Raw genomic sequence first — 15,326 nt, 5'->3', positions numbered from 1 at the left:
CCTATCTAATGATATTCTAATACATAGTATGCATATTTAATGCATATGTTTTTTTAATATGAAAAATAATTCGATTCATCTGACTAGATGAATATATATGTTATAATCTTTGATATAAAAGCGGTAGGGAGGGGGTTTAATTTGAAGGACTTACAAAGAGAAATAGCTATGGAGTTCTTGAGAGTTACAGAAGCCGCAGCTTTAAAAGCCAGCAGATTTCTAGGATACGGAGATAAAGATGCAGTAGACAAGGCGGCTTCAGATGCAATGCGGGGTATGTTGGACCTGATATCAGTGAAGGGAACAATAGTCATAGGCGAAGGAGAAAAAGACCAAGCTCCAATGCTTTATGTGAATGAAAAGGTAGGCAATTGGAAGAATGATGCTGTTAAAGTGGATATTGCAGTAGATCCTGTAGATGGAACGCGTTTGGTGGCAAACGGTTTACATAATGCATTAGCAATTTTAGCAGCCGGCTCAAAGGGCAGCCTTATAGCCCTTCCATGTTTCTATATGTATAAGCTGGCTTGCGGTCCTGCCCTTAAAGGAAAATTGGATTTGGATGCACCTTTAAGAGAAAACTTAAAAGTCTCTTCAGCAATATTAAAAAAACAATTAAAAGATTTAACAATAGCGGTTTTGGATAGGGATAGGCACAAAAAGATAATCCAAGAGGCCCGTGAGCTAGGGGCAAGGATAAAGCTGATACAAGACGGGGACGTAGCAGCTTCCCTTGCAACAGCAATGAATGACAGCAATATAGACCTATACATAGGCATAGGTGGGGCGCCTGAAGCCGTGTTGGCTGCAGCAGGTTTAAGATGTCTAGATGGAGAAATTCAAACAAAGTTCTATATAAGGGATGAGCAAGAAAAAGAGAAAATCGTCAAAAAAGGTTTTGATATAAATAAAACATATTATACTGAAGACCTTGCAAGAGGAAATGATATAATTTTTTGTGCAACAGGAGTAAGTGATGGTGATCTCCTAAAAGGTGTACAGTTTGGAAGTTATAAAGCTACAACGTATTCTGTAGTTATGAGAGCGAAGTACAAGACTATAAGATATATAAAGGCTATACATGACCTTAAATGCAAAACAATACCTTCCAGAGAAAGAAATAGAGAAGAAAAGGTGTAAACCACCTTTTCTCCTCTATCAACTAACGATGGAGTTCCCCCATTTACCACACCTGTCTCCCCACATGGCTATAACTTTTTTATTGAGCATAACCTTTATTACTTCACAATTGTTTGAACATCCTTTGCAATAGAAACTGGTAGGCTCAAAATCTAAGTCGGTAGCTTTAAATCCTCTAAACTTGGTCTTTTGTCCGGTGTTTTCTAAATATTCTCTTGAAAGTATAGCAGCACCGATGGCACCCATCACATCATAATGCTCTGGAACTATCACTTCATGATCTATTTCTTTTTCAAAAGCAGCCTTTATCCCCACATTAGCAGCAACTCCTCCTTGAAAAACAAAGGGAGGGTTCAACGGCTTTCCTCTTCCCAGATTATTTATATAATTTCTCACCAATGCTTCGCATAGTCCATTTATAATTTCTGCTTTTGAAAACCCGTACTGTTGCTTTGAAATCATATCGGATTCTGCAAACACAGTACATCTTCCTGCAATTCTAACTGATTTTTCCGCAGTAAGCGCCATAGCGCCAAAATCTTCTATAGGTATACCCAGTCTTTGAGCTTGATGATCCAAAAATGAACCGGTACCAGCAGCACATACTGTGTTCATAGCAAAATCAACAACCATACCATCTTTGAGTATAATGATCTTTGAATCTTGTCCCCCGATTTCAAATATAGTCTTTACACTGGGGATAAAATGGGTGGTAGCTGTAGCATGGGCGGTTATCTCATTCTTCACTATATCAGCACCTACCATAACCCCTACCAACTGTCTTCCACTCCCGGTAGTACCTACCCCCATTATCTGCTCATCAGCAAATGAGTTTCCCATCTGCCTCAATCCTTCTTTTACAGCCTCTAAAGGCTGTCCACTGGTCCTTATATATTCATTAAAAACCAATTGATAATCAGAATCTATGCCTACCACATTGATGCTTACCGACCCAACATCTATTCCTAAAAAAACCTTTTTCATGTGACCCCACTCCTCATCTCATGCAAGCTTTTTTATTTTTTTATTTTTTACAAGATCTATAAATGCTTCTAATCTTGTTTGAACATTTGCCGTCCCTCTTTGTTCATCCAACGACAAGGTAAGAACAGGTATATCGTGTTCTTTGCTTATTTTAGGTATGATGCTTTGTGATACAAGTTCAGGAAGACAGGCAAAGGGCATAACATGAATAATGCCATCAAAACCCCTGTCACTAAAATCTACAATGTGTCCTACATTTTGTTTGGCATGACCGCCTATTATTATTTCAATATATTCTTCGCCTTTTTTTAATACTTCCTTTTCATGGGATTTGTTCAACCATTTAGGAATCAGGTTGAATTCTATCCATTCAGAAAGATATTGTGATCTTTCCACTTCAGCACCTAAATATCCCAATTTTTCTTCGATATAATCATTGATGGTTGGCTCCATTACTACATATATCTCGCCTACAACACCAATCCTAATCTTTTGTTCTTCAGGCACTTGATAAGTTTCTATCGAATCTATCATCTCATCTGCTTTCTTCTTTACCTGCTTGACATCTTTCATAGCATAGCAATTATCAAACATCTCAAGTATTTCTTCCCATACTCTTGTACAACTTCCTCTTTTGACCTCGTATGCCCTTGTCCTGCATATCCTCTTTTCCAATATATCCATATATTGTATCATGCGATAACAGGTCAAAACTATCTTGAACATTTTCAACCAGGAATTTTTACCTTTGACCAATTTTACTTTAGATATAAAATCTTTATAATCCCTGGTTACTTCATCGAAGATTATTACCTGGGTATCATAACCCAAACTTTTGATTATCTTGCTATGCAGCTCCCCATAGAATCCTGCTCTACAGGGTCCATGGCCTCCCGAACTGAATATAGTATCAGCTCCTGCCTCTATTGACTGAATATATGACCCCATAAGGACTTTTAGCGGAAAACATGCAAACTCAGGACTGTGCTTAACACCCAAATCTATAGTTTCTTGAGAAGGCTTTGGAGGCATAACTACATCATGTCCAAGAAGCTCAAACATTTTTTTGTAGCCAATAACAGGCCCCATATAAGGGAAGGTGACCTTCATCTATTTTATGCTCCCTTCAACTTTTTAGTTTTTTTTCGTTTAATCATGTCTACAAAGGCCTCTGCCCTTGTGAGCATGTGACTCTCCCCGCCATGCTCATCGACTCTTATAGTCATAAACGGCTTACCAAATTCATCTGAATCAAGTTCCAACATCTTTCCAATAAGAGAGTCTGGACCACAACCAAAAGCCGTAACTTGGATTATGCCATCATACTCATCATTTTCATAAAAATGATAAGCTGCACCCAACAATTTGTTGGAAAAGGTCCAAAACAATCTCTTTTTCATAGGAGTAATCTGCTTTCGTATAACATCCTCATCTAGCATCTCAAATGTAGTTATATTGGCACCCATTCCTTTGATCTTATTCAATACATCCATGCTGACAATATTATCATAAACGTCATAAACATACCCAATAAGACCTATGTTCACTGGATTCTTCTCTGAGTTCATCTTAGTGAACTCCTTTTTAGAACCAAGGGCAAGTTCCATAGCACTTAAAATATCATAACTCTGCTTGCTATATCCTCTAAAAATTTCCCATATATGCTCTGATTTTTTTAGAGCAGACTTCAGCTCTTGAGGGGACACGTCTAATAGATCTTCTAAAAATTTAAAGTTATCATAAGTACCAATATTGTCAGTAACCGAATTTATATGCGGTTCTATCAGCTTGTCTTCAACTTGAGGTAGAGAATGCTTTATCATATCAGGCAACCCCATAAATTTGGGACAAAAAAATTCTCCCTTGCGTATGCTGGTGAACCTGGGAACAAACACATAATCAACATCTTTCGACAATAAGTTAAGTATATGCCCTATATATATCTTGATGGGTACACATATTTCAGGTACTGCTTCCTTAACCCCTTCGTCAATAATTTCCCTTGAACTTATGTCAGAAACAACTACCTGTGCTCCTAGCTCTTCAAACAATGTCTTCCATAAAGGAAAATAATAATAGTATAACAATGCTCTCGGAATGCCTATCTTCATTTATCTAGACCTCCACAAAATATCAATTTAATTTACATAATAAACCTCAATCATAAAAAGAATTTATTTACCTTTTTCTATAAGCCATTTAAGAAATTTAATAGCATTATCTTTATTTTGACTATATCCAACAACAGAGATAACTTTGTCCTTATAGCTATAGCTTGTATTATCGAATATAGTTATGTCTTCTAAAGGTATGCCATATAGATGTTTTTCCGACTCTTGATCCGCATATAATCTATATCTTTGATAGTCCGTATTATCCTCAATCACACCCCTATCTATAAAAGGATCAAGATTTACAAACGCCCCCTGACCTGCAATTTCTTTATAATCCTGCTCTGAAAATGCAAATAAGTCACCACTCCTTGCACCTAACAATACAAATATTTTCTGCCTACCATAAATATCTTCTTCACCTTTGTACTGTATAGGCAGGAAATTTATTTCTTCCAAATCCGGAAAATCCTCTAACATCTTTTCACTTAATTCTTCCAATTCATCTTGATATGTAATACTACCTACCAAATATACATCTAATTTTTTTTCGGGTGGAACTTGTGGTCTAGTTACAGTTGCTATAAAACTCCATATTATAAAAGTTGCAATAATACCAACAATGTATTTCCACCAATCATAATAGAAATGATTTTTTAATCTTTCCATGTCAAACAATAAGCTTTTCACGAGTTTTTCCCCCTGTTTAAGCATATGCCGATCACTCTGTCTGTACATACTACTATATTATAATTCCATTCTTGCTACAAATCAAGTTGATAAAATAACTGATAGTATTACTTGAGGTTTGAACTGAAATATCAATCTGGATGGGATTTATAAAACAAAAAATGCAGCCATCAGCTGCATTTTTATATGTGGTAGCCCTTAGGGGATTCGAACCCCTGATACCGCCGTGAGAGGGCGGCGTCCTAACCGCTAGACTAAAGGGCCACAAAAAAATTGGCTCCGGGACTAGGATTCGAACCTAGACAATATGATCCAGAGTCATATGTGCTACCATTACACAATCCCGGAACAATCAACGAAATCTATTTTAACATATAATATAAAATGTTTCAATATGAAAATTTGAGTTAATCTAAATTTTTTTCTATCCACTCTATTGCTCTATCCATTCTCTCTATACATTTCTCTTTGCCCAGCAAAGCTATTATATCAAACAAACCAGGGCCTACAGTCCTACCAGAAAGTGCAAGCCTTGTAGGGTGTATTATGGCTGCTCCCTTTATTTGCAGCTCATCAATCAACTTCCTATATGCTTTTTCTGTATTTTCCAAATCAAATGGTTCTACATCTTGCAACACAGCCTTACCCTTTTTCAACAGCTCTACAACACCTTGCTTTTTAAAATACTTTCTAACACCCTTTTGGTCATATTGATCGAAATCTTTATAAAAATATAAACATCCTTCTGCCAGCTCTTCCAAAGTTCTCACACGACTCCTCACTGCATCTAATATAGATAACAGTCTTTTATGTGCTTCATCATTTTCTGTATCCACATTTATTCCCTGCTTTTTCAAGAATGGCTGTACTAACACTTCTATCCTATTTATAGGTAGCTGGCTCATATATAGGCCATTCATCCACGTCATTTTTTTTACATCATATACAGCTGCGTTTTTAGATACTCTGTCCAGTGCGAAAACTTTTGCCGTCTCATCCAATGATATTTTCTCTCTGCCATCAACATCTGACCAACCTAACAAGGTCAAATAGTTAACTATAGCCTCTGGCAGATACCCTTGATCCCTGAATTCCTGAACAGATGTAGCGCCATGTCTCTTGCTTAATTTACTCCTATCAGGTGCTAATATCATGGGAACATGGGCAAACTGTGGAATATCGTATCCCAAGTATTCATACAAAAGCAATTGTTTGGGAGTATTAGAAAGATGCTCTTCAGCTCTGATCACATAATTAATACCCATACTGTTATCATCTACTACACAAGCAAAATTATAAGCAGGTGTACCATTTGATTTCATTATAATAAAATCATCTAATATATCATTTCTAAACGCAACCTTACCTCTGATAAGATCGTTAACTACCACCTGACCTTCCATAGGAACCTTTAACCTTAATACAGGCTTCCTTCCCTGGTCTTTATACTCCTTTATCTGCTGCTCACTGAGATTTCTGCATTTGCCACTATACCTATAAGGCTTTTTTAGTTTTGCAGCCTCTTCTCTCTCATGGGCAAGTTCTTCAGGGGTACAATAACAATAATAAGCATATCCTTTTTCTATAAGCCTGTGCAATTCATCTTTATATAATTTTTGTCTCTCCGATTGGAAATAAGGTCCTTCATCCCAGTCGATACCAAGCCATTTAAGGCCTTCAATTATACCATCCGCTGATTCAATGGTGGATCTTTTTATATCAGTATCTTCGATCCTCAGTATAAATTTACCATTCCTGTTTCTAGCAAACAACCAATTAAAAAGTGCGGTCCTAGCTCCGCCTATATGCAAATTTCCGGTAGGACTAGGCGCAAATCTGACTCTTACTTCCGACATTATAAACACTCCTATATATCAAATATCATACTCAATACCTATCTATTATAATAAAATGTCAAGTTTATATCAACTATTAGCTCACCATCGTTTAGTTGCCCCCAAATATTGATTGCAAGAATATCCTTATCTATAATGCCTATAAATACGGCTGTACCAGGCACATATAATACCTTCCATGCTCCGCAATCTGCCGCACTATTATATGTAAGCTGCAGGGCACATTAGTCGCAACTACAGGTATTATATGCGCCCTAGATTTAAATATCGAACAGGACCTCGTATAGATTACTATCTCAATAAAAACAGCTATACCGGAAGTACATGATGCCTTATATATATACGACACAGTGCGACTTTCCCCCGGGCTGTTGTATAGACATCAAACAAATTTCCCGGGAAATCTATTGGATGCTATTTACTGCTATTCATCTTGTAACAAAGAGTATAAAGACTATCACTTAAATGTACATTCTCAATAACAACATCGTCATAAACTTTTATGTCAACTGGTGCAAAATTCCACAATGCTTTTACATTGCACTCCATAGCTTTATTGGCAACGGTCTGTGCGTTGTTTTTGGGTACACATAGCACCGCTACATTTATACTGTTCTGCTTTACAAATTCTTGTGTTAGTTTATCTATATCTAGTATCTCAATGCCCCTTATCATAAGACCTATCAATTTAGGGTTGGTATCAAACAATGCTTTTAACTTAAAACCTTTTGCTTCGAAATTAGTATAATTTGCTATAGCCTGTCCTACATTACCTGCACCTATAATTATCATATTGTTCTGTTTATTCAAACCAATTATTCTCTCTATAGCCTGATGTAATTCCTTAACATTATATCCATATCCCTGCTGACCAAATCCTCCAAAATTGTTCAAATCCTGCCTTATTTGAGAGGCAGTTATCCCCATTCTAATACTGAGCTCTTTTGAAGATATTCTATCTATACCATTGATAAAAAGCTCTGATAAATATCTATAATATCTAGGCAAACGTCTTATGACAGCTTCTGGAACCTTATTAGAGTTTTCTTTCATATACGTCCCCCCTCGTAAATATTCATATTGTTAATTTATTAACAATCAACTAAATTATATCATTCTTTTTGTATTAATACAACATAGAGTTAAGCTTTAAAAAACTATACTTTTATCTGAAAAAATATAGCATTGCTCAACTTCTTTATTTTATCGCTTATTTTTGTTAAAATTACATTATAGATATAAAAAACCATAGATTATTTTTACTTGTTACACATTTACATCTAGGAGGATTTTAATGGCAATAGTTTCTTTAAGTAATGTGTCAAAAACATTTGTAGATAAAAAGATACTGGAGAATATAGACTTAACCATTGACCTGAACGAAAAAATAGGAATTGTAGGCGTAAACGGATGTGGAAAATCCACTCTCCTTAAAATCATAAACGGCGATATATATCCTGATAAAGGAAACGTAAATAAAGCAAATAAATACAAGATATCATATCTCCCTCAAAGGTCAGAACTGGATTCGGATAACACTCTTTTTAACGAAATGCTAGAAATATTCAATTATTTTATAGATATGGAAAAATCAATTCGGGAACTTGAATTAAAGATAAGCAAAGACCCAAATAATACTCAATTGCTTAAAAGATATGCTGAACTACAGGAGGAATTCGATTCTTCTGGAGGCTATGCATATCAAAGTCAGATAAAAGGAGTGTTAAATGGGCTTGGTTTTAACGATGAGGATTACAGCAAAAAAATTTCATCCCTGAGCGGAGGACAAAAAAGTAGGGTATCGTTAGCAAAAATATTGCTGGAAAAACCTGACCTGCTATTGTTAGATGAGCCCACCAACCATTTAGATATAGAGGCTACCGAGTGGTTAGAATCATTTTTATCTGGCTATAAAGGCAGTATCATCATTATTTCTCATGATAGATATTTCCTAGATTCATTAGTAGATACTATTTACCAAATCGAGAATGCAAAAATTACTAAATATAAGGGGAACTACACTGAATATCTAAATCAAAAAGAAATATTAGATCAACAGAGAATAAAACAATATAAAGAAAATCAGCTGGAACTCAAAAGACAAGAAAGAATTATACAAAGATATAGATCTATAAATACCCAGCGCAGCATAAAGGCTGCAAGAAGTAGAGAAAAAGCCGTTGAAAAGATGGATATAATGGATAAGCCTGTAATACTTCAAGAAAAAATGAGATTTTCAATCCCTGTAAAGAAACAAAGCGGAAAAAAAATTCTGTCCATCAAGGGGTTATCAAAATCCTTTGGCGAATTGGAACTATTTAATTCTGTTAATCTTGATATATACAGAGGTGAAAGAATAGGATTTATAGGTAAAAATGGCACAGGCAAAACTACCTTATTCAATATCATCTTAGGAAAATATCCTCCTTCTTCAGGAGAGTACACAATTGGACACAATGTGGAAATAGGCTATTATGATCAGGAACAAAAGACACTAGATGCTACCAAAACAATCATCGATAATATATGGGATTGTTATCCGCATATGAAGGAAACTGACATACGCAACATGCTCGCAGCTTTTCTATTTAAAGAAGATGATGTATTTAAGACAGTCTCAACTTTAAGCGGCGGTGAAAGAGCTAGAGTCGCACTGCTCAAAACCGTTTTGTCAGGGGCAAACTTATTCCTGTTGGATGAACCCACAAACCACTTGGACATACAATCAAAAGAGGTGCTGGAACAGGCCTTAATAGAATATAAAGGTACAATGATTGTGATATCTCATGACAGATACTTTTTAGATAAAATAGCCACTAGGATATTAGAGCTAGAAGATGGAAAGATAAAAGATTACAATGGTAATTACACTTACTATAGGCGTAAAAAAAATGAACTATTATCAACTAGTATTGATAACAGTCCTCCACCAAAGCCTGTAACGGATAAAAAGCAAAGTATAAAACAATGTGATATAAAATCACAAAAATTAGAAAAGATTGAAGAAAAAATTCAACAGAGAGAAAACCAAATCAAAGAATTTGAACACAAGATGTGTGATCCGTCGTATTATTCTGATCCGGATAAGTCTAAAGAAATAAACATAAAATACAACAACTATAAAGCGGAATTAAACAACCTATACACCCAATGGGAGGAGTTAATCTCATAGTTCTATGAGATGGACTCCTTATATTTTATTAGTTAATTCTAAAAAATTAGTCTTAGCATTACTGACATGTCTAGTTAACAGTTCCTCTGCAACTTCAGCATCTTTATCTTCAAATGCCTTCATTATAGCTTTATGCTCTTTTAAAGTCTCTTTAGCTCTCCCATGAAACTTAAGTGAACCCAACCTGGCTCTCTGTATAAAATGATGCAAAGTAGTAAGGGTAGTCCTTAATATTTTACTCTTACTTGCCTCGTATATGATGTTGTGAAACCTGCTATCCAACTTAGCAACCTGTTCTAAATCATTCTTATTAGTATAATAATCCATAAGCTCTATAGTTTCCGCCAACCGTTTCATTTCATCCGGTGTAATCCTCTCTACCGCCCATCTGGCAGCAAGCCCCTCCACCATGCTTCTAAGGGTAAATATGTCTTCTATATCTTGTTGGGATACCCCCTCAACAATTACATATTTGTTTGGTACACAGGTTACCAAACCTTCCAGCTCCAATTGTCGGAAAGCTTCTCTTACAGGAGTCCTGCTCACCCCTAATTCTTTTGCTAGTCTGCTCTCTACCAAAGTATCCCCTGCATCATATTTCCCCTCCAAAATCATATCCCTGATATGCTCAAAAACTACACCCCTCAATGATTGTCTATCATGCAGGTCTGATTCGATCAATTTTCTTATCAAATCAAATTTCCTCCTTTATTCTACTACTTTCCAATTTCTAATAAATATCACTATCGAAAATAATTATGATACCTCCCGTGCTCCGCAATCTACCGCACTTTATTATATATAAATACTTAAAATGAACCGCTTATAAATATTTGGCTAAAAAACTTGGCAAACGTAATGCAGGAAATGTCAGTTAAGCTTTCCCTACCTGAGCGTATGGGAGTTCATATACGACACAGAAGGACCGTCCCCTTGTGCACTAATATATAAATACACCCACAGCACCTGCTAATACGATGATCAATATAGGATGCACCTTGAATTTGACTGTTGCTATCAACGAACCTAATAATATGATAACAGCCTTAAAATCTATTGAATTTAACATACTTTTAAGGTCTATAACATTTATGACAGTACCTGTTTTTAATAGAGCGCTCTGTCCGATAAGTACAGCTGCGGTAGCAATCAACCCCGCTACCACCGGCCTTATTCCATACAGCATTCCTTTTACCAGCCAATGCTCTTGAAACTGAAAGAAAAATTTAGATACAATAATTATTGTTATAAAAGATGGGAGTGCAACGGCAATAGTAGCAACTGCTGCAGCGCCTAACCCTGACATCTTGATACCTACAAAAGTAGCTGAATTGACGGCAAATGGTCCGGGAGTCATCTCGGCTATAGCTATAATATCTACAAACTCCTGAACGCTCAGCCAACCATTAGTCTCTAGCTCCTGTCTTATAAGGGGTATCATTGCATATCCTCCGCCAAAAGTGAAGGCACCTATTTTAAAAAAACTTAAAAATAATCTTATATAGATATTCATGATGCATTTCCCCTCTGTTTGTTGTTCAACAAAATACCTGCAACCGCTCCACCTATCACTACCCATATTGCATTTATCTTTACCCATATTATTAATATAAAAGCCATTATAGCTAATATGAGGCCCTGATAATCCTTAATTCCTGCTTTGCCCAGCTTTATCACGGCAGATACAATCAAGGCAACTACAGCCGCTCTTATTCCGGTAAAGGCACGGTCAAAAACCGGATGCTCTCTAAATTGCATAAAATAAGTAGCTATGAGTGATATAATGATGAATGATGGCAACATTACCCCGATACAGGCAGCCACTGCCCCTGCTATACCTTTTGTCCTATAGCCTATAAATATAGCTGAATTGACTGCTATCACTCCAGGCACCGATTGAGACAAAGCCAATATATCCAATAGTTCTTCTTCATCTACCCAATTTTTATTGTCTATTACTTCTCTCTCTATAAGCGGAATCATAGCGTATCCCCCGCCAAAAGTGAACGCACCTATCTTAAAAAAAGTACTGAATAAATCAAAGTAAATATTTTTTTTCATATAATCTCCTTCAATAAAATATTTCCTTAATCTATACGTGAACTTAATATTTTTAAATAAAACAAGGGTAAAGCAAAAAAGCGTACTTTACCCTATATATAATTGATTTACCTGTTGATTTTTATATAATTGATCAACCCACCTGCCAAAATAACATCTGTCAATCTTTGTGACAAGTTCATCCTTACCTTAAATTGGTTGTTTTTTGTAAGGTTTTTGACAGTAATTTCTCCCTTTGATTTTACCTGCTGTACAGCATTTTCTATAACAAGAGTATCCTGTTTACTTATATTATCATAGTCTTTTTCATCTACAAAAACCATAGGCAATATCCCTGAGTTGATCAAATTAGCCATATGAATCCTTGCAAAGGATTTGGCAATTACCCCTTTTATCCCAAGATAAAGAGGTACCAGAGCAGCATGTTCCCTGCTTGAGCCCTGACCATAATTATGCCCTGCAACTAGGAAACCTCCACCGGATTTCTTCGCCCTCTCTGGGAATGTCTCGTCTACAGGAGTGAGACAATAATCGGACAGATGGGGTATATTTGATCTAAAGGGCAATAATTTAGCATTTGAAGGCATTATATGATCTGTTGTGATATTATCCTCCATTTTCAGAAGAACACTGCCCTCCACTCTATCTTGTAATTTTTTGTTTAAAGGAAATGGCTTTATGTTTGGTCCCCTTATAACCTCAACCTCTTGCCCTTGAGGTACAGGGTCTATCACCATATTATCATTGACTTTAAACTTTTCAGGAATTTCTATTTCGATTGGATCCCCTAATGTCCTAGGGTCAGTTATACATCCAGTAAGAGCTGATACAGCAGCTACCTCAGGACTTGCAAGGTATACTTCTGCACTAAAGGTTCCACTCCTGCCATAAAAATTCCTATTGAACGTTCTTACAGATACACCATTACTGGGAGGAGCTTGACCCATACCTATGCAGGGACCACATGCACATTCCAATATCCTGGCACCTGCATCTATCATATCTGCCAAAGCTCCGTTTTGTGCCAACATATTATAAACCTGTTTGGAACCGGGAGATATAACGAGACTTACATCGGGACTCACTGTTTTACCTTTTAATATATTTGCAACCTTCATCAAATCTAAATAAGATGAGTTGGTACAACTGCCTATTGCAACCTGATCAAGCTTTGTTCCTTCAATATCCTTTACCTTGACCACATTATCAGGACTATGAGGCTGCGCAATAAGGGGCTCTAATGAGTCCAGATCTATCTCTATAGTCTCATCATATACAGCACCATCATCCGCCTTCAATTCAACCCAGTCTTCTGCTCTGTCCTGAGCTTTTAAAAATTCTAATGTTCTCTCATCGCTGGGAAAGATAGAGGTGGTAGCTCCTAACTCGGCACCCATATTGGTAATAGTAGCCCGTTCCGGAACAGATAGGCTGGAAACACCTTCCCCTGAATATTCGATAATCTTTCCTACTCCACCTTTCACGCTCATAATACGAAGCAGTTCGAGTATAATATCCTTAGCACTAACCCAGGGACTTAATTTGCCCTTAAGTATTACATTGCAAACTTTAGGCATAACTAAATAATAGGGTCCTCCTGCCATTGCCACTGCCACATCTAGGCCTCCCGCCCCTATTGCAATCATGCCTATCCCACCTGCTGTAGGCGTATGACTATCTGAACCTAATAATGTCCACCCCGGCTTACCAAATCTTTCAAGATTAACTTGATGGCAGATCCCGTTCCCCGGTTTAGAAAAATATATCCCATGCTTTGCTGCAACAGTTTGAATATATTTATGGTCATCTGCATTTTCAAATCCGGTCTGCAGCGTATTATGATCGATATATGCAACAGACTTTTTAGTCTTCACTCTAGGAACATCCATGGCCTCAAACTGCAAATATGCCATAGTTCCGGTGGAATCCTGCGTCAAAGTCTGATCAATAGCAATAGCTATCTCTTCTCCCGCTTGCATCTTTCCACTTACCAAATGTTTCTCAATAATCTTTTCAACTATATTTTTTGCCATAAAATCCTCCTTATCTGTTATTTTGCCATATTCATACTATCCATATGCTCTTCATAAATATAAATAAGCTCTTTATCAAATAATGGTCTCTTTAATTCTATAGCAACCTGCCTTACTTTTGCAAGTATTTCATTGGCGATCTTTTGGTCAAGTTGAATACCATATTCATTAAACTTATTCATTATTGCTGCTGTACCAGAATGCTTTCCTATAATTATCTGTCTTTGCAAACCTACTTCTTCCGGTTTAAACACTTCATATGTTTTAGGGTTTTTCAATGCTCCATCTGCATGGATACCTGATTCATGAGCAAACATATTTCTTCCTACAATGGCTTTCCAAACAGGTAAATCTCTTCCCGAAGCAGTGGAAACATACTCTGATAATTCTCTAAATCTATCGGTACTCATATTTAAACCGTAATTCATCACATATTTTAAAGCCATTGCAACTTCTTCCAGGGCAGCATTTCCCGCCCTTTCTCCCAAACCGTTTACTGTAACCCCTACATATCTGGCACCTGCCTTAACACCTGCTAGTGCATTTGCAGTGGCCATACCAAAATCATCATGTGTGTGCATCTCTACATCTATATCCACAGCTTTTATTATTCTCTCAATCTTGGAATATGTCTGAAAGGGATCCAATATACCTACTGTATCGCAAAATCTTATTCTGTCCGCCCCTGCCTGTTTGGCAGCCTTTGCATATTGAATCAAAAACTCTTGATCACTTCTCGATGCATCTTCAGCATTTGCAGAAACATACAAACCGTTCTTTTTTGCATACTCAACTGCCCGCACCATACTGTCAAGAACCCATTCCCTGCTCTTTTGCAATTTATATTTAATATGTATATCAGATGTTGATATGGATATTGCAACAGCATCCACACCACAATCTATAGATTCCTGAATATCTTTGATAACTGCTCTGTTCCACGCCATTATACTAGCATTTAAATTGGCTTTTACAATTGCTTTTATTGCCTTCTTTTCCTCCCCACCCATTACGGGTATCCCAACTTCCATCTGATCCACACCCACTTCATCAAGAAGCTTGGCTATCCTTATCTTTTCACTATTTGCAAAAACAACACCTGCTGTTTGTTCTCCATCTCTCAAAGTAGTATCAACTATATGAACTTTATCTTTTTCCATTCCATAAGCAGCAGCCATTTAATAGCGCCCCCTTCGACACAATTTCTCAATATACCGATATGTTTTTGTTACGGTATAATTGTATACAATTATACTTGGTGTGTCAATATAAAATAAAA

The 15,326-nt window shown here is 36.6% G+C and carries 14 protein-coding genes and 2 tRNA genes; 2 read left to right on the top strand and 14 right to left on the bottom strand.

Annotated features, from left to right (window positions below):
- Positions 1–141 precede the first annotated feature (141 nt).
- On the top strand, positions 142–1,140 hold the full coding sequence (gene glpX, locus PHP06_06400; protein ID MDD3840188.1) for a class II fructose-bisphosphatase: 999 nt from the start codon (positions 142–144) through the stop codon (positions 1,138–1,140).
- Between the two features lie 18 nt (positions 1,141–1,158).
- On the opposite strand, the gene PHP06_06395 is transcribed toward glpX, so the two are convergent.
- The 9 genes from PHP06_06395 to PHP06_06355 form a co-directional block, all read right to left on the bottom strand.
- On the bottom strand, positions 1,159–2,124 hold the full coding sequence (locus tag PHP06_06395; protein ID MDD3840187.1) for an acyl-CoA dehydratase activase: 966 nt from the start codon (positions 2,122–2,124) through the stop codon (positions 1,159–1,161).
- Between the two features lie 18 nt (positions 2,125–2,142).
- Positions 2,143–3,234: an acyl-CoA dehydratase activase-related protein gene (locus tag PHP06_06390; protein ID MDD3840186.1), complete on the bottom strand. Its 1,092-nt coding sequence runs from the start codon at positions 3,232–3,234 to the stop codon at positions 2,143–2,145.
- A gap of 5 nt (positions 3,235–3,239) precedes the next feature.
- Positions 3,240–4,235, bottom strand: a complete 996-nt coding sequence (locus tag PHP06_06385) for an acyl-CoA dehydratase activase-related protein (GenBank protein ID MDD3840185.1) — start codon at positions 4,233–4,235, stop codon at positions 3,240–3,242.
- A 63-nt stretch (positions 4,236–4,298) separates the two neighbouring features.
- Positions 4,299–4,925 carry a hypothetical protein gene (locus tag PHP06_06380; GenBank protein ID MDD3840184.1) on the bottom strand — a complete coding sequence of 209 codons (627 nt, stop codon included), beginning with the start codon at positions 4,923–4,925 and terminating at the stop codon, positions 4,299–4,301.
- 189 nt (positions 4,926–5,114) lie between these two features.
- Positions 5,115–5,189: transfer RNA gene (locus PHP06_06375), tRNA-Glu, on the bottom strand.
- Between the two features lie 10 nt (positions 5,190–5,199).
- Positions 5,200–5,273, bottom strand: a tRNA-Gln gene (locus PHP06_06370).
- A gap of 59 nt (positions 5,274–5,332) precedes the next feature.
- A complete protein-coding gene (gene gltX / locus PHP06_06365; GenBank protein ID MDD3840183.1) occupies positions 5,333–6,781 on the bottom strand; it encodes a glutamate--tRNA ligase in 1,449 nt (482 codons plus the stop codon).
- Between the two features lie 38 nt (positions 6,782–6,819).
- Complete coding sequence (locus PHP06_06360; protein ID MDD3840182.1) at positions 6,820–6,945, bottom strand: hypothetical protein; 126 nt, start codon at positions 6,943–6,945, stop codon at positions 6,820–6,822.
- Between the two features lie 250 nt (positions 6,946–7,195).
- Complete coding sequence (locus PHP06_06355) at positions 7,196–7,834, bottom strand: redox-sensing transcriptional repressor Rex (protein ID MDD3840181.1); 639 nt, start codon at positions 7,832–7,834, stop codon at positions 7,196–7,198.
- 241 nt (positions 7,835–8,075) lie between these two features.
- Between PHP06_06355 and PHP06_06350 the strand changes: the two genes are divergently transcribed.
- On the top strand, positions 8,076–9,953 hold the full coding sequence (locus tag PHP06_06350) for an ABC-F family ATP-binding cassette domain-containing protein (protein ID MDD3840180.1): 1,878 nt from the start codon (positions 8,076–8,078) through the stop codon (positions 9,951–9,953).
- Positions 9,954–9,971: 18 nt separating this feature from the next.
- Here PHP06_06350 and PHP06_06345 read toward each other — a convergent pair whose 3' ends face one another.
- The 5 genes from PHP06_06345 to nifV form a co-directional block, all read right to left on the bottom strand.
- Entirely contained in the window at positions 9,972–10,646 is a 675-nt protein-coding gene (locus tag PHP06_06345; protein ID MDD3840179.1) for a GntR family transcriptional regulator, read from the bottom strand.
- Between the two features lie 247 nt (positions 10,647–10,893).
- Positions 10,894–11,466, bottom strand: a complete 573-nt coding sequence (locus PHP06_06340; protein MDD3840178.1) for a chromate transporter — start codon at positions 11,464–11,466, stop codon at positions 10,894–10,896.
- On the bottom strand, positions 11,463–12,014 hold the full coding sequence (locus PHP06_06335) for a chromate transporter (protein MDD3840177.1): 552 nt from the start codon (positions 12,012–12,014) through the stop codon (positions 11,463–11,465). The genes PHP06_06340 and PHP06_06335 overlap by 4 nt, the downstream gene beginning before the upstream one ends.
- A 107-nt stretch (positions 12,015–12,121) precedes the next feature.
- A complete protein-coding gene (locus PHP06_06330) occupies positions 12,122–14,047 on the bottom strand; it encodes an aconitate hydratase (protein MDD3840176.1) in 1,926 nt (641 codons plus the stop codon).
- 17 nt (positions 14,048–14,064) lie between these two features.
- Positions 14,065–15,225 (bottom strand): homocitrate synthase, encoded by a 1,161-nt coding sequence (nifV, locus tag PHP06_06325; protein MDD3840175.1) that lies wholly within the window; start codon positions 15,223–15,225, stop codon positions 14,065–14,067.
- Between the last annotated feature and the right edge of the window lie 101 nt (positions 15,226–15,326).

It is taken from the genome of Clostridia bacterium (assembly GCA_028698525.1).
Taxonomy (GTDB): Bacteria; Bacillota; Clostridia; order JAQVDB01; family JAQVDB01; genus JAQVDB01.
The sequence above is the reverse complement of the archived record's forward strand: the minus strand, read 5'-3'. Positions and strand labels throughout refer to the sequence as shown.